Source organism: Pseudoalteromonas atlantica (assembly GCF_043641955.1).
Lineage (GTDB): Bacteria > Pseudomonadota > Gammaproteobacteria > Enterobacterales > Alteromonadaceae > Pseudoalteromonas > Pseudoalteromonas atlantica_A.
The window spans coordinates 18761-36746 of the sequence record NZ_JBHZRV010000015.1; the positions used below are offsets into that span (position 1 = coordinate 18761).

Below are 17986 nucleotides of genomic sequence, written 5' to 3' on the forward strand. Positions count from 1 at the left end.
CGTAATTCAGTAGCTTTGTGCGAGGCCTTATTTTTTCTGGCTTGCACAGTCAACTATAGAGTTTTGCTGACTTGACAAAATAGCTTGTCAAGCCCTAAACTGGAGCACTGTGGTAAAAAGTGGTTTTTAGTGGATCAAATTGGATCAAAACTAATTTTAGCCAGTTAACAACAAAATTTTCTGTAGGCTTTTATGTTTCGCGGTGCGAGTTCGCTCAGTATGGATGACAAAGGACGCTTTGCGGTACCAACCAAGTATCGAAACGAGCTGCTGTCTGAAGATATGGGCACTGTAATTTGTACCATCGCGTTGAATGAGCCTTGTTTATGGTTGTATCCGCTTGCTCAGTGGCAAGATATAGAAGAACGCCTTGCGAAAATTTCTAACATGAATCCACGAGCTAGGCGCATGCAACGCATGTTATTAGGGAATGCAACAGAATACCAACTCGACAAAAATGGCCGAATTTTGCTGGCACCGTCATTACGTGCTCATGCTGATTTAGGCAAAAAGATAATGTTAGTTGGGTTAATGAATAAATTTGAGATCTGGGATGAAGAGCGCTGGAATGAACAGATGCGTCAAGACACCGAAATTGAAAGGCTCGGTGATTTTGAATCAAGCCCAGATCTAGATAACTTCTCACTTTGAGTAGCTAATAAAAAAGGCAATTAATAACTAATGACAGCGCAATTTGAACACATTTCCGTGCTTATGGACGAAACCATCGATGCTCTCGCAATTCAGCCTGACGGCATTTACATGGATGGTACATTTGGCCGTGGCGGACATTCAGGGCAAATACTTGCGCGATTAAGTGATGCTGGTCGCCTGCAGGCAATTGACCAAGATCCACAAGCTATAAAAGCAGCTGAAAAATTTGCCGACGACAGCCGATTTGCTATTGCCCACACTCGATTTTCAAATATATACGACGTTGCACAGCAAAACGATCTGTTGGGTAAAGTCGATGGCATTTTATTAGATATTGGGGTGTCTTCACCACAGCTTGATGATGCGGATCGTGGTTTTAGTTTTATGAAAGATGGTCCATTAGATATGCGTATGGATCCAACCAGTGGTCGTAGCGCTGCGCAATGGCTTGCAGAGGCTGAACTTGAAGATATTACTCACGTTATAAAAACGTATGGTGAAGAAAAGTTTGGTCGCCGCATTGCGCACAAAGTACTTGAAGTACGTGAGCACACACCGATTACAACAACAAAGCAACTTGCTGATTTAGTTGACGAAGCAGTGCCAGTTAAGGATAAGTTTAAGCATCCTGCGACACGTACTTTCCAAGCGATTAGAATTTATATCAACAGCGAATTAGAAGAGATTCAAACAGCATTACAAGCATCTATTGATGTATTGAAGCCTGGTGGTCGATTGGTTGTGATTTCGTTTCACTCACTAGAAGATCGTATTGTTAAACAATTTATTAAAAAACAGAGTAAGGGAGCAGCATTACCCAGAGGTCTGCCTTTAACAGATGCACAAATAAATAAAAATCTGACGTTAAAAGCAGTGGGTAAAGCTATCAAGCCAAGTAAAGATGAAATTGAGCGTAATCCACGTTCTCGTAGTTCAGTGCTTAGGGTTGCACAGAGGTTGGGATGAAACCAAAAGCGAATCATCGCCAGCCCAACTTATTTTTAGAAATTTTAAAAGGCCTAGGAGCAAATAAGCTAACCTCGGCCTTGTTGGTTGTGATATTCGCATCTAGTTTGAGTGTGGTGCAAATTACCCACCTCGCTCGCCAAGAGTTGATAGAGCAAGATGAATTGCTACAAGAGCGAGATGAACTTGATCTTGAGTGGCGCTATTTGCTTGTTGAGGAAGAGTTTTATTCGCAGCATGCGCGTATCGAAGAAATTGCGATTATGCAGCTAAAGATGAAACGCCCAACAAGCCAAGATGAACAGGTGATAACACTGCCATGAGAAGCAGAGCGAAAAAACCAGTAAATAGTTTGATCACATGGCGTTTTATGCTGGTGTGCTCTGTTGTGCTGCTTGTTTTTGTAACTTTGATGTCTCGTGCTGCTTATCTTCAGGTTATTGAGCCTGATAAAGCACGCTCTGAAAGCAATAAACGCACGGTAAGAGTTGAAAAATTGCATGTTCAGCGAGGAATGATTTTTGACCGTCATGGTAAAGAGCTCGCCGTCAGTGTACCTGTGGTTAGTGTGTATGCTGACCCCAAAGCCCTTCATAAATCTTTAGTTGCAAAAGTGCTTAGACAGGCACGTAAAAATGGCGAGGATCAAAAGGCGCTAAGTGAAAATAAAGCCCTGCTTAATCAACGTGTCGCGCTATATTATAAAAATGACTTACGCTGGCGAGAGCTCGCCGATGTTTTACGCATTGAACCGAAAAAAATAAACAGCCGCTTGCGTGATGATGCAACTCGACGTTTTGTATACCTTAAACGCCAAGTAACCCCTGCTGTTGCAAATTATATTGGTGATTTACGCCTACCGGGGATTCATTTGCTCGATGAATCTAAGCGCTATTACCCTGCTGGTGAAGTGACCGCCCATGTATTAGGGTTTACCAATATTGATGGTAAAGGCATTGAAGGTATTGAAAAGCTCTATGAAAATGCCCTTACGGGTGAGGAAGGTCGCCGTACAATTCGTAAAGATGGGCGAGGCCGAGAGGTTGAAGTACTAGATGAACGAGAGCGAGTAGAGCCTGAAAATATTCAGCTAAGCATTGATCAACGTATTCAAGCAATAGCATATAAAGCCGTCAAATCAGCTGTTTTGACTTATAAAGCCACATCAGGCTCAGCCATGGTAGTTGATGTGAAAACCGGCGAAGTGCTGGCGATGGTTAACAGCCCCTCTTTTAATCCCAATAATCTAACCGATGCAGCGCCTCATAAGCGTCGTAATCGTGCGATTACAGATTTGTTTGAACCAGGCTCAACCGTTAAGCCTCTGGCCATTTTAGCTGGATTAGACTACGGCACAATCCAACCGGAGGATACCGTTGATACCTACCCAGGCTGGATGCGATTAGGCGGTAGTTTGGTTCAAGATACGCGCAATCATGGTGATATGACGCTACGGGATATTTTAAAATATTCAAGCAATATGGGTGTCACGAAAGTGAGCCAAGACGTACCTAAAGATTACTTTGTTGGTTTATATCAAAAAGTAGGCTTTGGTATTGATTCAGGAACCGGTATGGTCGGTGAAAGTAGTGGTTTATTCTACCCAAATCGTCGTTGGTCTGATCATGAAATTGCTGCATTATCATTCGGTTATAATATTGCTGTTAGTACTGCTCAAATGGCTCGTTTTTATGCCATGTTAGGTGCGGGTGGTGTTAATAGACCGCTCACCGTATTAAAGCAAGACTCTATCCCTGAAGGTGAACGGGTATTTCAGCAAAAAGATGTTGAAGCCGTTGTGCATATGATGGAAAGCGTGTTCGAAGATGGAGGCACTGCAAGCCGGATTAAAGTAGACGGTTATCGTGCAGCAGGGAAAACAGGTACTTCTAAAAAAGCGGCGGTAGGCGGTTACGGTGACGAATATGTTGGTTATTTTGCTGGCATAGCACCTGCGAGTAATCCACGTTTAGCTGTTGTGGTATTAATCAATGAGCCCGGTGGAGATGTTTATTATGGCGGTGCGACGGCTGGACCTGCATTTGCTGAAATAATTTCTAATTCCTTACGAATTTTAAACGTAGCGCCAGATAAAGGTTCTGTGGCCTACGTGAAGGGCAAAGATGATGGTGCGTGATTTACACACAATATTAAAACACATTGAAATAGATGCAACGAGCTTGATGGTAAATGAGCTGCGCTTAGATAGTCGCGATGTAACACCGGGCGATGTATTTGTTGCTATTAAAGGCCATCAATTAGATGGCGGGCAATTTATAGAGCAAGCGATTAAAAACGGCGCTGTAGCGGTTATTGCAGATCGCTTATGTGAGTTTGACAGTGATTTTGAACAATTATACTTAGCATCAGATTTAGATAAAAAGCTTCCAGCCCTAGCTAGTCATTTTTATCGAAAGCCCAGTAAACAACTAGATTTAGTGGGTGTGACTGGTACCAATGGTAAATCTACAACTACCGCAATGATAGCTCACCTAGCCAACTTTTGTGCAAAGCCTGCAGCAATTATTGGAACATTAGGATATGGCGAGCCAGACTCGTTAACACCATTGATAAACACCACGCCTTCATGTGTCGAAGTACAACGAATTTTATCTGAACTTGTGGCACAGGAAAAACAACTGGTGGCGATGGAAGTTTCATCGCATGGACTAGTGCAACATCGTGTATCGGGCAGTCGATTTAAAGCGGCTGTATTTACTAATCTTTCGCGTGATCATCTCGATTACCATGGCGATATGGCCAGTTACGCACAAGCTAAATTAATGCTATTTCGAGATTTTGATTCTCAATTGATTGTTTTAAACCAAGATGACAACCAAGTGCAACAATGGTTAGAACAATATGATTTTGCAAACTTGGTTTGTTATGGCCGTAAAGGTTTGGTGCCAGCGGGTGCAAAGTTTGTGTATTTTACCGATGTAAATTACCACAAAGCGGGCATTTCGGCACAGTTAACTACAAGTTGGGGTGACATCGCGATACAATGCCCACTGTTTGGTGAATTTAACTTGTACAATTTAGCTGCTGCAATTGCGACTTTGTTAGGTTTAGGCTACCCGCTTGAAGCTTTGGCGGCAGGTTGTGCGAGTTTACAACCGGTTGCTGGGCGTATGCAGGCTTTCAGTGAGCAAGGCCAACCAACGTGTATTGTTGATTATGCACATACACCTGATGCACTCGCATTAGCACTGCAAGCACTACAGCAACATGTTCCTGGCGGAGTGAGTTGTGTGTTTGGTTGTGGTGGCGACCGTGATAAAGGTAAACGTCCGTTAATGGCACGTGCTGCGGAACAAAATGCAGATAAAGTGATTATCACCAGTGACAACCCTCGCAGTGAAGATCCAATGCAAATAATAACAGAAGTTGCAGCGGGGTTGGATAATCCGCATCACGCACATTTAGAAGCGGATCGTGGTGCTGCAATTGAGTTTGCTATTGATAACGCAAAAGAAAATGAAGTTGTTTTAATTGCCGGTAAAGGCCATGAAGATTATCAAATTATCGGTTCGCAGCGCATAGATTTTTGCGATCGTAAATTTGTACAACAAACCTTAAAAAAACAAAAAAGAGGATCGCAGTTATGATCCCTATGGATTTTGATTGGCTTGCTAATGTGTTAGCAACGCAAAGCCCAAGTGATAATAAAACGATAAAGAATATAAATACTGATACACGTACTTTGTGCGATGGTGAGGTGTTTTTAGCGTTACAAGGGCCTAACTTTGATGGCCACAAGTTTGTAGAGCAAGCAAAAAGCAAAGGTGCTATTGGGGTTATTGTACATCGTAGAGTGGATGTAGATATTCCTCAATTCTTAGTTACCGATACCCGTTTAGCGCTTGGTCAAATTGGCGCTGCGGTAATGGCCAATGTTGCGCCTAAGACGATTGCTATTACGGGAAGCGTAGGTAAAACCACGGTTAAAGAAATGTGTGCCGCAATTCTTGGCGGCCACGGTGAAGTACTTGCTACAAAAGGCAACTTTAATAATGATATTGGTGTGCCTCTAACGTTATTAAGGTTAGAGCCGCAGCATCAGTATGCCGTCATTGAACTGGGCGCTAACCACATTGGTGAAATTGCGTATACCGCAGCAATGACTAAACCGGATGTGGCTGTAGTCTGTAATGTAGCGGCGGCTCATATTGAAGGTTTTGGTTCACTCGAAGGCGTTGCTACAGCAAAGGGCGAGATTTACGACGGCTTAAAATCTGGCGGAATTGCGATTGTTAATTGCGACAGTGAATTTAGTCAATCTTGGCTAGATAAACTCCCTAAAGAAAAAGTCAAACGCCTTTCAAGCACACAAAAGCTTGATGTATGGGCAGAGGAAGTGCTGCTTGATGAACAGGCCCACGCATCATTTTATATTTGCACTGCTGATGAACGCGTAAAAGTACAATTAGCTTTGCCTGGTCGACATAATGTAATGAACGCACTCATTGCAACAGCGCTTACCTCTGAGTTTGGCGTTAGTCTTGAAAGTGCTGCTTATGCACTTGCTAATATGGGTGAAGTCAAAGGGCGAGTAAATATGATTAAAGTAAGCGATATGCTAACTGTAATCGATGATACTTATAACGCGAACGTGCAGTCTGTAAAAGCCGCAATTGACTTACTGAGTGATATTGAAGGTCAACGAATTTTAGCTTTTGGTGACATGGGGGAGCTTGGGGAAGAGGCTCGCATGTATCATCAACAAGTGGGTGAATACGCAAAACAAAAAGGTATTGATGAACTCTACACATTAGGTGTATTGAGTAAGTACGCCAGTGATGAATTTGAAAAGCCTAATCGTCATTTCTCCAACCGAGAACAGTTGTTACAGCAGTTGCAGGCTCGGTTAACTGAGAAATCACAAAAAACCACTATCGTCGTGAAAGGATCGCGCAGCTCTCGAATGGAATTACTTGTACAAGATTTAGTTAACAGCCAGCAAAGTGGCAGTAATGGAGCACCGACATGTTAGTTTGGTTGGCAGAGTATTTAACCCAATATTACAGTGCATTTAATGTGTTTTCCTACCTTACAGTACGCGCTGTGCTCGGTATTTTAACCGCCTTATTAATATCTTTGTATTTTGGCCCTAAACTGATTCGTGGTTTACAAAAAATGCAAATTGGTCAGGTTGTGCGTGATGATGGGCCTGAATCTCATTTGTCTAAAAAAGGCACCCCTACCATGGGTGGCTTGTTAATTTTAGCGTCTATTTTTACCAGCACATTATTGTGGGCTGATTTAGCTAATAAGTATGTATGGGCAACGCTGTTTGTTATTGGCTCACTCGGAATTGTTGGTTTTGTTGATGATTACCGAAAGGTTATTCGTAAAGACCCCAAAGGGTTAATTGCAAAGTGGAAGTACTTTTGGCAATCAGTGATAGCGTTGGTTGTTGCTTGTGCGTTGTTTTTTACAGCAAATCACGCCAATGAAACCTCGCTTGTTGTGCCATTTTTTAAAGATGTATTACCGCAATTAGGTTTGTTTTATATCGTAATGACTTACTTTGTTGTGGTGGGCACATCGAACGCGGTTAACTTAACCGATGGATTAGATGGCCTAGCAATCGTACCAACTATTTTAGTGGCGGCGGCCTTGGCAATTATTGCTTATTTAACAGGTAACGTTAATTTCTCTGCTTATTTACATATTCCGCATTTACCTCTAGCAAGTGAATTAGTTGTTGTTTGTACTGCGATTGTCGGTGCTGGACTTGGCTTTTTATGGTTTAACACGTACCCAGCGCAAGTATTTATGGGCGATGTGGGCTCATTAGCGCTAGGTGGCGCACTGGGAATTATTGCTGTACTTGTTCGCCAAGAGTTAGTTTTAGTGATTATGGGTGGCGTATTTGTTATGGAAGCCTTGTCTGTTATTTTGCAAGTGGGTTCCTATAAATTAAGAGGCCAGCGAATCTTTAGAATGGCGCCAATTCATCACCACTATGAATTAAAAGGGTGGCCAGAACCCCGCGTTATTGTACGTTTTTGGATTATATCGATCGTACTTGTTCTGGCAGGTTTAGTAACATTAAAGATTAGGTAAATGAGCTATTTAAACGAGATACAAAACAAACGTATAACAGTGCTCGGACTCGGTGTAACCGGTCTGGGCATTGTGCGTTTTTTATTGTCTCATAATATTGCACCAACAGTAGTAGATAGCCGCGAGTTCCCCCCTGGTATAGATTGGTTACACAGCAATGCACCTGAACTTAATACTCACTTTGGTGATTTAAGCCGTGCCAATTTATCAACAGCCGATATTATAATTATTAGCCCTGGCCTTAGTTTAACAATACCTGCAGTGGCAGACGCTATTGGAGCGGGTGTTGAAGTGATTGGTGATATAGAGTTGTTTGCGCGTTTAAATGACAAGCCAGTAGTCGCGGTGACCGGTTCTAATGGTAAATCAACGGTTGTTACTCTTGCCTATGATGTTCTAAAAGCGGCAGGGTTTAATGTTGGCTTAGGCGGTAATATTGGCACTGCTGTACTTGATTTGTTAGCGGGTGACTTTGATGTATATGTGCTAGAGCTTTCAAGCTTTCAGCTCGATACTTCGACCAGCTTAAAACCGACCAGCGCTACAGTGCTAAATGTATCAGAAGACCACCTTGACCGTTATGTTAGCTATCAAGCATATATAAACTCCAAACAAACGATTTATACCAATACAGCATTGGCAGTAGTTAACAAAAATGATTCAGCCACTCATACCGATGTAAACCCGCAAGTGAGCTTTGCTCTGTCTGACGCAGATTATTGCATATCAACATTAAACGGTGAGCCTTACTTTACTACTCATGGTAAAGCTATTTTACCTGTTAGTAGCCTGAGTGTTGTGGGAAATCACAATCGCCTTAATGCGCTATCCGTAATGGCATTATTACAGCCTTTCGATATATCTGCTGAGCAATTTGCAAAAGCGTTTGCCGTATTTAAAGGGCTTGCTCACCGTTGTCAGTTTGTTGCTGAGTACAGTGGTGTCAAATATTTCAATGATTCCAAAGCTACGAACGTTGGTGCCACCATTGCGGCTATTGATAGTTTATCAGAGCAGGCGAGGCAGTTAATTGTGATTGCTGGTGGAGATGCCAAAGGTGCTGATTTAGACGCGCTAAAACCGTATTTGCAAGACAAAGTTAAGGCACTGATTTGTTTTGGTAAAGATGCTAAATCACTCAAAGCACTGACTGACAAAGCGCATTTAACAGAAAATATGCCGCAGGCAGTTAAGCTTGCCAAAGCTTTGGCTAAAACTGGTGATTATGTGTTGCTAGCGCCAGCGTGTGCGAGTATCGATATGTATAACAATTACATGCAACGGGGCGATCATTTTTGCGAATGCGTTCAGGCGGGTGAGCAATGATTGCATTAGCTGACATTCGCGAAGCACTAACGCCCAAGCAGTCGGCCCAGCTTTATGATGTGCCTCTGTTGTACTGCGTGATCATGCTTATTGGAGTTGGATTTGTCATGGTGACGAGCGCATCTATGGCAACCGCTGAGCGATTGTTCGATAACCCGTATCATATATCAATTCGCCATAGCATGTTTTTAGCCATGAGCTTTGTACTTTTCTGGATTGCATGCAGTGTACCGATGGATTGGTGGAAGCGATCAAACCCTTATTTATTAATATTAGGCATGGTGTTATTAGTCATTGTTTTAATCGTTGGTCGTGAAGTGAACGGTGCTAAACGATGGATACCAATAGGCCCAATTGGCTTTCAAGTTGCTGAAGCTGCAAAGCTTTACTTTTTTAGTTACATCGCGGGTTACCTAGTTCGTAAACGTGCAGAAGTGCAAGAAAACATAAAAGGCTTTGCAAAGCCGATAGCCGTATTTGCCGTTTATGCGTTATTAATTTTATTACAGCCCGACTTAGGTACGGTTGTGGTTATGTTTGTTACCACGGTCGGTTTACTGTTTTTAGCTGGTGCTAAATTATGGCAGTTCTTTGCGTTAATTTTAACGGGAATTGGCTTAGTGGTTTTACTGATAATAGTTGAGCCATATCGTATGGCTCGCGTAGTTGGTTTTTTAGAGCCATGGGATGATCCATTTGGTAAGGGCTACCAACTAGTGCAATCTTTAATGGCCTACGGTCAAGGTGGTTGGTTTGGCCAAGGGCTTGGCAATAGCGTACAAAAGTTACAATATTTACCCGAAGCGCATAATGATTTTATTTTTGCTGTTATAGGTGAAGAGCTTGGCTTTGTTGGCGTGTTAAGTATTTTAACGGTGTTTTGCGTTCTAGTTTTTCGGGCTCTTTTAATTGGGCAGCAGGCACTTAAATGCGGCAAAGAATATGAAGGCTATTTTTCATTAGCGATAGGAATTTGGTTTGCCTTTCAAACCATGGTGAATGTGGGCGCTAGTGCCGGTATTTTACCGACCAAAGGATTAACCTTACCCTTTGTATCCTATGGTGGTTCGAGCTTATTAATCATGACCATTGCCGCGGGGATTTTATTCCGAGTTGATTTTGAAACTAAAATGGCAACCAAACAAGCAACATCCCGAGGAGGTAAGCGATGAGTAAAAAGCTAATCGTTGTTGCCGGCGGTACGGGCGGACATATTTTTCCTGGCATTGCTGTGGCGCAGCACCTTAAACAGCAAGGGTGGCAGGTAAGCTGGATTGGTACAGCTGATAGAATGGAAGCGCAGGTTGTGCCTAAGCATGACATTGCGATTGATTTTATTAATGTTAAAGGCGTCCGTGGCAACGGCTTAAAGCGCTTAATTAAAGCGCCTTTTATGGTTATCAATGCCATTATGCAAGCGCGCAAAGTTTTAAAAGCGCATCGTCCAGATGTGGTTTTAGCCATGGGGGGTTATGTAACTGGCCCAACAGGTATTGCAGCACGAAGCTTAGGAATTCCATTGGTGATCCATGAGCAAAATGCAGTTGCCGGAATGAGTAACAAGTGGCTGGCAAAGTTTGCAAATAAAGTGCTTGCTGCATTTCCTAGTGCATTTGAAAGTGGCAAAAGTGAAGTGGTTGGCAATCCTGTTCGTCAAAGTGTGGCAAAGGTCGCAGTTCGAGATGCATCAAGCCCAATTAACGTATTAGTTGTTGGTGGTTCATTAGGGGCTCAGGTGCTCAATAGCACACTGCCTTCGACCCTTAAGGCATTATCTCAAATAACCGAGATAAATGTGTGGCACCAAACAGGTAAAGGTCACCTCGATGGGGTTACTCAAGCCTATAAAGCGCAAGCATTTAGCACAGAGCAAGTAAAGGCTGCTGAATTTATTGATGATATGGATGCTGCGTATAGCTGGGCGGATATCGTTATTTGTCGTGCAGGAGCGCTCACGGTAAGTGAAATTGCTGCTGCTGGAAAAATGGCTTTATTTGTGCCATTCCCACATGCAGTTGATGACCATCAAACTGCAAATGCGCAATTTTTAGTTGCTGCTGAAGCTGCATTGTTAATGCCGCAAGGGGAATTTAACCAAGCTAATATTGTCGATACCTTAAGACCTTATTTAGAACAGCCAAAATTAATAGATCAGATGGCGCAGCGTGCAAAAGCGTTAGCTACCATTGATGCCACAGCGCATGTTGCACAGCACTGTGAGCAAGTAACAGATAAAAAGAGAGTTGTGTGAACGAATTAAACAAACAAAGTGTTGGCGTAAATAATCCATCACGACCAGCAATGCGACGAATCGACACTATCCACTTTATTGGTATTGGTGGCGCGGGTATGGGAGGCATCGCTGAGGTACTAGCTTTTGAAGGCTACCGCATTACTGGCTCAGACATAGCCCATAGCGCCATGACAGAGCGTTTAATTAAAGCCGGTGCTGAAGTGTTTATTGGCCACCATGAAAGTAACGTGAAGGATGCGAATGTTGTTGTTGTCTCAAGCGCTATTGACGAAACAAACCCTGAAATTATAGCTGCGAAAGCTGCGCGTATCCCGGTTGTGCGCCGTGCTGAAATGCTTGCTGAATTAATGCGTTTTCGCCACGGTATCGCGATTGCCGGTACTCATGGTAAAACCACAACAACCAGCTTGATAGCCAGTATTTATGCTCAAGCAGGACTTGATCCGACCTTTATAATTGGCGGCTTACTTAATAGTGCTGGCAGTAACGCAAAAGTAGGTAAAAGTGACTTTTTGATAGCTGAAGCAGATGAAAGCGATGCATCGTTTTTGCATTTACAACCTATGGTTTCCGTGATCACAAACATCGAAGAAGATCACATGGATACCTACGGTGGTAGTTTGGACAAAATGAAAGACACCTATGTGGAGTTTATTCATAATCTGCCATTTTATGGGTTAGCTGTAGTGTGTATTGATTCAGATGTTGCGGCAGAGCTTATTCCTCGATTTGCTCGACCTGTAATCACCTATGGTGAGTCTGCTGATGCAGATTACCGTATGCTCAACTTTAGCCAGCAAGGCAATACCTGTACGTTTACGGTACGTACCAAGCAAGGTAATGATTTAACGATTCAGCTGAATATGCCTGGTATACATAATGCGTTAAATGCAACAGCAGCTATTGCTGTTGCAAAAGATCAAAATATTTCGGATCAAGCTATTTTACAAGCGTTAGATAAGTTTGAAGGCATAGGTCGTCGTTTTCAGCATTACGGTACGTTTGAAAATGAGTGCGGTAATGTCATGCTCGTTGACGATTATGGTCATCACCCGTCAGAGGTTGCTGCGACCATTGCAGCTGTACGTGAAGGGTGGTCAGATAAGCGTTTAGTGATGATTTACCAGCCACATAGATTTAGTCGTACTCGTGATTTGTACGAGGACTTTGTTAAAGTACTTGCTGATGTTGACCAGCTATTACTGCTAGATGTTTACAGTGCAGGTGAAGAGCCTATTATCGGCGCTGATAGTAAGAGTTTATGCCGCAGCTTACGCCAGCGTGGAAAAGAGCCATTACACATAGCGAGTAATTCAGAGCTCTCAGGGGTATTAGCTAATATATTACAAGACAATGACTTAGTTTTAACGCAAGGGGCTGGTAATATAGGTCAATTAGTTAAAAAGTTAGCGGCAACAGAGTTGTCGATTGAACAGCTAAAGCAGGTAGATGTATGACACAACTCAATACACAATTTGGCAAGGTTGCAGTGCTATTGGGTGGCGATTCAGCAGAGCGTGAAGTATCGCTGAAATCGGGTCAAGCAGTATTAAATGCATTGCAAAGTGCGGGTGTTAACGCGATTGCTTTTGATCCAAAAGAGCAGCCATTGTGGCAGCTAAAAGATCTCGCTGTGGATCGGGTGTTTATTGCTTTGCATGGCCGTGGTGGAGAAGATGGTACAATTCAAGGCGCACTTGAATTTATGGGCTTACCCTACACCGGAAGTAATGTTTTGGGTTCGGCATTAGCTATGGATAAAATTCGCTGCAAGCACCTGTTTAAATCAGCAGGGCTAAGCACAGCGCCATACGCAGTTGTTGATAGCAAACGAGGTTTTGATACTAAAGCAATCATGAGCGAGCTTAAAAAGGTGATGGTTAAGCCATCTCATGAGGGCTCGAGTATTGGTATGGCACAAGCCAATACAGCACAAGAATTAGAATTAGCTCTAACAGAAGCGTTTAAGTTTGATAACCAAGTGTTGGTTGAACAGTGGATAACAGGTCGTGAATTTACAGTAACAGTGCTTGGTAATGACGTACAACCTGTGATTGAAATGACTACACCGAATGGCTTCTATGATTATCAAGCTAAGTATCAATCAACAACAACCCAATATCATTGTCCTGCGGATTTATCTGTAGAACAAACCAAACTATTGCAAGACATAGCTTTGCAAGCATTTGATTTAGTTGGCGCAAGTGGCTGGGGTCGGGTTGATGCTATGCAAGATGAGCAAGGGAATTTTTACTTGCTTGAGGTTAACACAGTACCTGGCATGACAGAAAAATCATTGGTGCCAATGGCCGCAAAAGCAAACGGGGCAACTTTTGAACAATTAGTTGTTCGCATTTTGGAGCAAACACTTTAAAATGCATCCCCTTTTGGAAAAAGCAACGCAGTTAAAACAGCAACTTAATTGGTCGCTGATTTTTGGCATTAGTTTTTTTCTGATTGTGGTGGTTAGCCTAGTGCGGATCACCAGTGGGGTTCAGCAGTGGCTGGTGGATAATAAAGACGCGCAAATAAAGCATTTAGCAGTGCTTGGTGAACCAAAGTATACGGATGAAAAAGCCATTATAATGGCAATAAAAAAGGCCGATTTAACCAGCTTTTTTGATTTGAATGTGACCCATGTTCAGCATTTAGTACAAGATTTACCTTGGGTCGCCACCGCTTCTGTTAGAAAGCAGTGGCCAGATACACTGCAGGTGTATGTAGTTGAACATCAAGCGGTTGCTGTATGGAATAGTGACTTGTTGCTGAATAAGCAAGGCGAGGTATTCCAAGCAAACAGTGAGCAACTTGACGAAGAGCTACCACAGTTATATGGCCCAGAAGGCAGTGAGCACGAAGCGTGGACAGCCTATCAACAATTTGATGATATGCTGAGCTTAAACCAATTAAAGTTAACGAGTTTAGCGTTATCGGAACGGTTTTCTTGGCAGCTTTGGCTTGATAATGGTATTCGGCTGAATTTAGGCCGAAAAGAAAAAGCAAAACGGGTACAGCGATTTATAGATGTCTACCCACGTATGGAAAAGCGTGCAGATGCACAAGTAGATGTAGTGGATTTACGGTATGATACCGGCCTTGCAGTGAGCTGGAAGCTCCTGGAAGAAGCACAATTACAAAATAAGAGTAAGGCATGACTAAGTCAGCAGAAAGAAACCTAGTGATTGGATTAGACGTTGGCACCTCAAAAGTGGTGGCCACGGTTGGTGAAATCACCGCAGATAATAAGCTCAGTATTGTTGGAATTGGCAGCCAAGTATCCCACGGTATGGATAAAGGCGGCGTGAATGACCTTAATTTAGTGTCTGAATCGATTCGTCGTGCAATTGATGAAGCTGAGCTAATGGCCGATTGCCGTATTAGCTCTGTATATTTGGGTATTTCAGGGAAACATATCCAATGTCAAAATGAAAATGGCGTCGTTGCAATTAACAATACCGAGGTGACTGAAGAAGACGTTGAAAACGTGATTCATATCGCCCGTTCAGTGCCAATATCAGCAGAACGCAAAATGCTGCATGCGCTGCCGCAAGAATACAGCATTGATATGCAAGAAGGGATTAAAAACCCATTGGGTATGAGTGGCGTGCGAATGGAAGCCAGAGCCCATATTATTACGTGCTCAAATGACATGGCTAAAAACATTGAAAAATGTGTTGAACGCTGTGGCTTAGAGGTAGACCAGTTAATATTTACAGCATTGGCGTCATGTTACTCAGTTCTTACAGATGACGAAAAAGAGCTGGGTGTAGCGGTACTTGATATTGGTGGTGGTACAATGGATATCACTATTTATATTAATGGTGCTTTGCGTCACTCTGCCGTTATTCCGGTTGCGGGTAATCAGGTTACTGGTGATATTGCAAAAATATTCCGCACGCCGATATCACATGCAGAGTCTCTCAAGGTACAATATGCATGTGCAAGCAGCCAGATGGCTAGTAGTGAAGATACAATTGAAGTACCTAGTGTAGGTGGGCGTCCAGCCAGATTGATGTCGCGCCATACGTTATCTGAAGTTGTAGAGCCGCGTTTTAGAGAATTATTTGAACTAGCGATGGAAGAAATCCGTCGTTCAGGATTAGAAGACCAAATTGCAGCTGGACTTGTTATTACAGGTGGCAGTGCAAAAATGGCAGGCGCCATGGAAGTAGCTGAAGATATCTTCCAAATGCCAGTAAGAGTAGGTAAGCCAATCGGGATGGTTGGCTTAACAGATTATGTTGATGATCCTTCATATGCAACGGCGGTGGGCTTATTGCAATACGGCCGTACAATGCAATCGATGAATGCACAAAAGTCGAAACCTGAAGGTGATAACAATTGGTGGAACCGCATTACAAAGTGGTTTCAAGGCGAGTTTTAGTACTCAAGTCGGAGAGTAAACATGTTTGATATAATGGAACAACACAGCGAAGAAGCTGTAATAAAAGTAATTGGCGTGGGCGGTGGCGGCGGTAACGCTGTTGAGCACATGGTAAAACAACAAATTGAAGGTGTGCGCTTTATTGCGGCCAATACAGATGCGCAAGCATTACGTAATTCATCAGCGGACATTACAGTTCAACTTGGTACGCAAATCACATCTGGTTTGGGTGCAGGTGCAAACCCTGAAGTTGGGCGCAGCTCTGCAGAAGAAGATGCAGAAACTATTCGCAACAGCCTTGAAGGTGCCGACATGGTATTTATCGCAGCCGGAATGGGCGGTGGTACAGGTACAGGCGCAGCGCCTGTTGTTGCTAAAATAGCGAAAGATTTAGGTATTTTAACGGTTGCCGTGGTTACACGCCCGTTTGACTTTGAAGGCAAAAAGCGTGCAGCTGCTGCTGAACAAGGCATTAATGAATTGTCAGAAATTGTAGATTCACTTATTACAATTCCTAACAATAAATTGCTTAAAGTTTTAGGTAAAGGGACTACACTATTAGATGCCTTCGCTAAAGCAAACGATGTGTTATTTGGTGCTGTACAAGGTATTGCCGAACTAATTACACGTTCTGGTTTGATCAATGTGGATTTCGCCGACGTACGTACTGTAATGTCAGCAATGGGTACTGCAATGATGGGAACTGCTTCAGCATCAGGTCCTGATCGTGCTCAAGAAGCTGCAGAAGCTGCTATTTCAAGCCCGCTATTAGAAGATGTTGATTTAACAGGTGCTAAAGGCATTTTGGTTAACATTACTGCGGGTATGGATATTGCGATTGAAGAATTTGAAATCGTCGGTAATCACGTAAAAGCATTAGCATCTGAAAATGCAACGGTTGTTGTGGGTGCTGTTATTGACCCAGAAATGACTGATGAGCTTCGTGTAACGGTTGTTGCAACAGGTCTAGGTGGCGATCGTCGTCCGCAATTCGGTATTGTTGATAATGGCTTTAAAAAAGCATCAGGTTCTGATGTAGCAAGCTCAACAAGCCAGACTAGCAGCAGTATGTATGTACCAAGCTTTGCTAGCCAAGGTAGCGGCAGTCATGAAATAGATAATGTCTCAGCGACAGAGAAACAAGATTCAGGCATGACGGCTCAAAGTGGCAGCGCAAAAACCACTGAAAGCGGTAAAAAATCGGATAAGTCAGAAGGTGGTGATTACTTCGACATCCCAGCATTTTTAAGAAAACAGGCTGATTAAGCAAAAATATTTTTTGCATGAAAAGTAAACAAATTTGGCAGCTGGTCGTATCTGTGATACTATCCGCCGTCTAACTGTAACTATAAGTGAGCGAACCTATGATTAAACAGCGTACGATTGCAGAAGTAGTCAAAGCCATAGGAATTGGACTTCATAAAGGTGAGAAGGTCACAATAACTCTCCGACCTGCGAGCGCAAATACTGGGATTGTATTTCGTCGTGTCGACCTTGATCCGGTTGTTGATTTTGAAACAACACCTGAAGCCGTTGGTGATACGCAGTTGTGTACCTGTTTAACAAACAAAGATGGTGTTCGCTTATCTACGACTGAGCACCTTATTGCGGCGGTTGCGGCAATGGGGATTGATAATCTAATTGTAGAATTAGACAGCTCAGAAGTGCCTATTATGGATGGTAGTGCATTACCATTCATATACTTGTTACAAAAAGGCGGAATTGAAGAGCAGAAAGTTGCTAAACGCTTTATTCGTATTAAAGAAAAAGTACGTATTGAAGAAGGCGATAAATGGGCCGAGATTGAACCATATGATGGTTTTCATATCGACTTTGAAATTGCGTTCGATCACCCGGCAATCAATGAAAGCCGCCAACGTATCGGTTTAGATATTACGGCGCAAAGCTTCACTGAGGAGATCAGCCGTGCACGTACATTTGGTTTTATGAAAGACATTGAGTACATGCATGCTAATAACCTAGCACTTGGTGGCAGCATGGATAACGCAGTGGTATTGGATGAGTTTAAAGTACTTAATCCAAATGGTCTGCGTTACAGCGATGAATTCGTAAAGCACAAAATACTAGACTGTGTTGGTGATATGTTTATGACGGGCCACAACATTTTAGGTAAAATTACTGCCTATAAATCAGGTCACGACTTAAACAACAAACTACTTCGTAAAATTATGGCAACTGAGTCAGCATGGGAGTGGGCAACATTTGAAACTCCTGTAACTATGCCAGCACCAGGCTTAGAAGTAGCTACAGCTTAATTGCTTGTACTAAACAGTTATAAAAAATGACGCTTAATAGCGTCATTTTTTTTGCCT

At 42.8% G+C, this 17986-nt stretch carries 16 protein-coding genes; all 16 read left to right on the top strand.

The annotated features are described in order from the left end of the window. Positions 1-192: 192 nt before the first annotated feature. The 16 genes from mraZ (at position 193) to lpxC (ending at position 17929) form a co-directional block, all read left to right on the top strand. Positions 193-651: a division/cell wall cluster transcriptional repressor MraZ gene (gene mraZ, locus ACHUE3_RS18605; protein ID WP_394193806.1), complete on the top strand. Its 459-nt coding sequence runs from the start codon at positions 193-195 to the stop codon at positions 649-651. 30 nt (positions 652-681) lie between these two features. After that, complete coding sequence (rsmH, locus tag ACHUE3_RS18610; RefSeq protein ID WP_394193807.1) at positions 682-1620, top strand: 16S rRNA (cytosine(1402)-N(4))-methyltransferase RsmH; 939 nt, start codon at positions 682-684, stop codon at positions 1618-1620. Further along, complete coding sequence (ftsL, locus tag ACHUE3_RS18615) at positions 1617-1943, top strand: cell division protein FtsL (protein ID WP_099296160.1); 327 nt, start codon at positions 1617-1619, stop codon at positions 1941-1943. The genes rsmH and ftsL overlap by 4 nt, the downstream gene beginning before the upstream one ends. Then, positions 1940-3757 carry a penicillin-binding transpeptidase domain-containing protein gene (locus tag ACHUE3_RS18620; protein ID WP_394193808.1) on the top strand — a complete coding sequence of 606 codons (1818 nt, stop codon included), beginning with the start codon at positions 1940-1942 and terminating at the stop codon, positions 3755-3757. Before ftsL ends, ACHUE3_RS18620 begins: the two co-directional genes overlap by 4 nt. Next, entirely contained in the window at positions 3750-5228 is a 1479-nt protein-coding gene (gene murE / locus ACHUE3_RS18625; RefSeq protein ID WP_394193835.1) for a UDP-N-acetylmuramoyl-L-alanyl-D-glutamate--2,6-diaminopimelate ligase, read from the top strand. The genes ACHUE3_RS18620 and murE overlap by 8 nt, the downstream gene beginning before the upstream one ends. Beyond that, entirely contained in the window at positions 5225-6613 is a 1389-nt protein-coding gene (locus tag ACHUE3_RS18630; protein ID WP_394193809.1) for a UDP-N-acetylmuramoyl-tripeptide--D-alanyl-D-alanine ligase, read from the top strand. Before murE ends, ACHUE3_RS18630 begins: the two co-directional genes overlap by 4 nt. Further along, positions 6607-7689 (top strand): phospho-N-acetylmuramoyl-pentapeptide-transferase, encoded by a 1083-nt coding sequence (gene mraY / locus ACHUE3_RS18635; protein WP_394193810.1) that lies wholly within the window; start codon positions 6607-6609, stop codon positions 7687-7689. Before ACHUE3_RS18630 ends, mraY begins: the two co-directional genes overlap by 7 nt. Continuing rightward, positions 7690-9015, top strand: coding sequence for a UDP-N-acetylmuramoyl-L-alanine--D-glutamate ligase (murD, locus tag ACHUE3_RS18640; RefSeq protein WP_394193811.1), 1326 nt, complete (start codon positions 7690-7692; stop codon positions 9013-9015). Beyond that, a complete protein-coding gene (gene ftsW / locus ACHUE3_RS18645) occupies positions 9012-10187 on the top strand; it encodes a cell division protein FtsW (protein ID WP_394193812.1) in 1176 nt (391 codons plus the stop codon). Before murD ends, ftsW begins: the two co-directional genes overlap by 4 nt. Beyond that, positions 10184-11266 carry an undecaprenyldiphospho-muramoylpentapeptide beta-N-acetylglucosaminyltransferase gene (murG, locus tag ACHUE3_RS18650; RefSeq protein ID WP_394193813.1) on the top strand — a complete coding sequence of 361 codons (1083 nt, stop codon included), beginning with the start codon at positions 10184-10186 and terminating at the stop codon, positions 11264-11266. Before ftsW ends, murG begins: the two co-directional genes overlap by 4 nt. A 50-nt stretch (positions 11267-11316) precedes the next feature. Beyond that, positions 11317-12726 carry a UDP-N-acetylmuramate--L-alanine ligase gene (gene murC, locus ACHUE3_RS18655; RefSeq protein ID WP_394193836.1) on the top strand — a complete coding sequence of 470 codons (1410 nt, stop codon included), beginning with the start codon at positions 11317-11319 and terminating at the stop codon, positions 12724-12726. Continuing rightward, positions 12723-13643 (top strand): D-alanine--D-alanine ligase, encoded by a 921-nt coding sequence (locus tag ACHUE3_RS18660; protein ID WP_394193814.1) that lies wholly within the window; start codon positions 12723-12725, stop codon positions 13641-13643. Before murC ends, ACHUE3_RS18660 begins: the two co-directional genes overlap by 4 nt. Before the next feature lies 1 nt (position 13644). Then, positions 13645-14424, top strand: a complete 780-nt coding sequence (locus tag ACHUE3_RS18665) for a cell division protein FtsQ/DivIB (protein WP_394193815.1) — start codon at positions 13645-13647, stop codon at positions 14422-14424. Beyond that, entirely contained in the window at positions 14421-15653 is a 1233-nt protein-coding gene (gene ftsA / locus ACHUE3_RS18670; protein ID WP_099296171.1) for a cell division protein FtsA, read from the top strand. Before ACHUE3_RS18665 ends, ftsA begins: the two co-directional genes overlap by 4 nt. Before the next feature lie 21 nt (positions 15654-15674). Next, the gene (gene ftsZ / locus ACHUE3_RS18675) at positions 15675-16919 is read left to right on the top strand and encodes a cell division protein FtsZ (protein WP_394193816.1); all 1245 of its coding nucleotides are present in this window, start codon (positions 15675-15677) and stop codon (positions 16917-16919) included. Positions 16920-17017: 98 nt separating this feature from the next. Then, positions 17018-17929, top strand: coding sequence for a UDP-3-O-acyl-N-acetylglucosamine deacetylase (gene lpxC, locus ACHUE3_RS18680; RefSeq protein WP_058560362.1), 912 nt, complete (start codon positions 17018-17020; stop codon positions 17927-17929). Positions 17930-17986 lie beyond the last annotated feature (57 nt).

Excerpts from the sequence above, each read along its gene's own strand:
- murD (WP_394193811.1), top strand. The coding sequence starts at position 7,690 with ATGAGCTATTTAAACGAGATACAAAACAAACGTATAACAGTGCTCGGA.
- ACHUE3_RS18630 (WP_394193809.1), top strand. The coding sequence starts at position 5,225 with ATGATCCCTATGGATTTTGATTGGCTTGCTAATGTGTTAGCAACGCAA.
- mraY (WP_394193810.1), top strand. The coding sequence starts at position 6,607 with ATGTTAGTTTGGTTGGCAGAGTATTTAACCCAATATTACAGTGCATTT.
- ftsW (WP_394193812.1), top strand. The coding sequence starts at position 9,012 with ATGATTGCATTAGCTGACATTCGCGAAGCACTAACGCCCAAGCAGTCG.
- murC (WP_394193836.1), top strand. The coding sequence starts at position 11,317 with ATGCGACGAATCGACACTATCCACTTTATTGGTATTGGTGGCGCGGGT.
- rsmH (WP_394193807.1), top strand. The coding sequence starts at position 682 with ATGACAGCGCAATTTGAACACATTTCCGTGCTTATGGACGAAACCATC.
- ftsZ (WP_394193816.1), top strand. The coding sequence starts at position 15,675 with ATGTTTGATATAATGGAACAACACAGCGAAGAAGCTGTAATAAAAGTA.
- ftsL (WP_099296160.1), top strand. The coding sequence starts at position 1,617 with ATGAAACCAAAAGCGAATCATCGCCAGCCCAACTTATTTTTAGAAATT.
- murG (WP_394193813.1), top strand. The coding sequence starts at position 10,184 with ATGAGTAAAAAGCTAATCGTTGTTGCCGGCGGTACGGGCGGACATATT.
- ACHUE3_RS18620 (WP_394193808.1), top strand. The coding sequence starts at position 1,940 with ATGAGAAGCAGAGCGAAAAAACCAGTAAATAGTTTGATCACATGGCGT.
- ACHUE3_RS18660 (WP_394193814.1), top strand. The coding sequence starts at position 12,723 with ATGACACAACTCAATACACAATTTGGCAAGGTTGCAGTGCTATTGGGT.
- lpxC (WP_058560362.1), top strand. The coding sequence starts at position 17,018 with ATGATTAAACAGCGTACGATTGCAGAAGTAGTCAAAGCCATAGGAATT.
- ACHUE3_RS18665 (WP_394193815.1), top strand. The coding sequence starts at position 13,645 with ATGCATCCCCTTTTGGAAAAAGCAACGCAGTTAAAACAGCAACTTAAT.
- mraZ (WP_394193806.1), top strand. The coding sequence starts at position 193 with ATGTTTCGCGGTGCGAGTTCGCTCAGTATGGATGACAAAGGACGCTTT.
- ftsA (WP_099296171.1), top strand. The coding sequence starts at position 14,421 with ATGACTAAGTCAGCAGAAAGAAACCTAGTGATTGGATTAGACGTTGGC.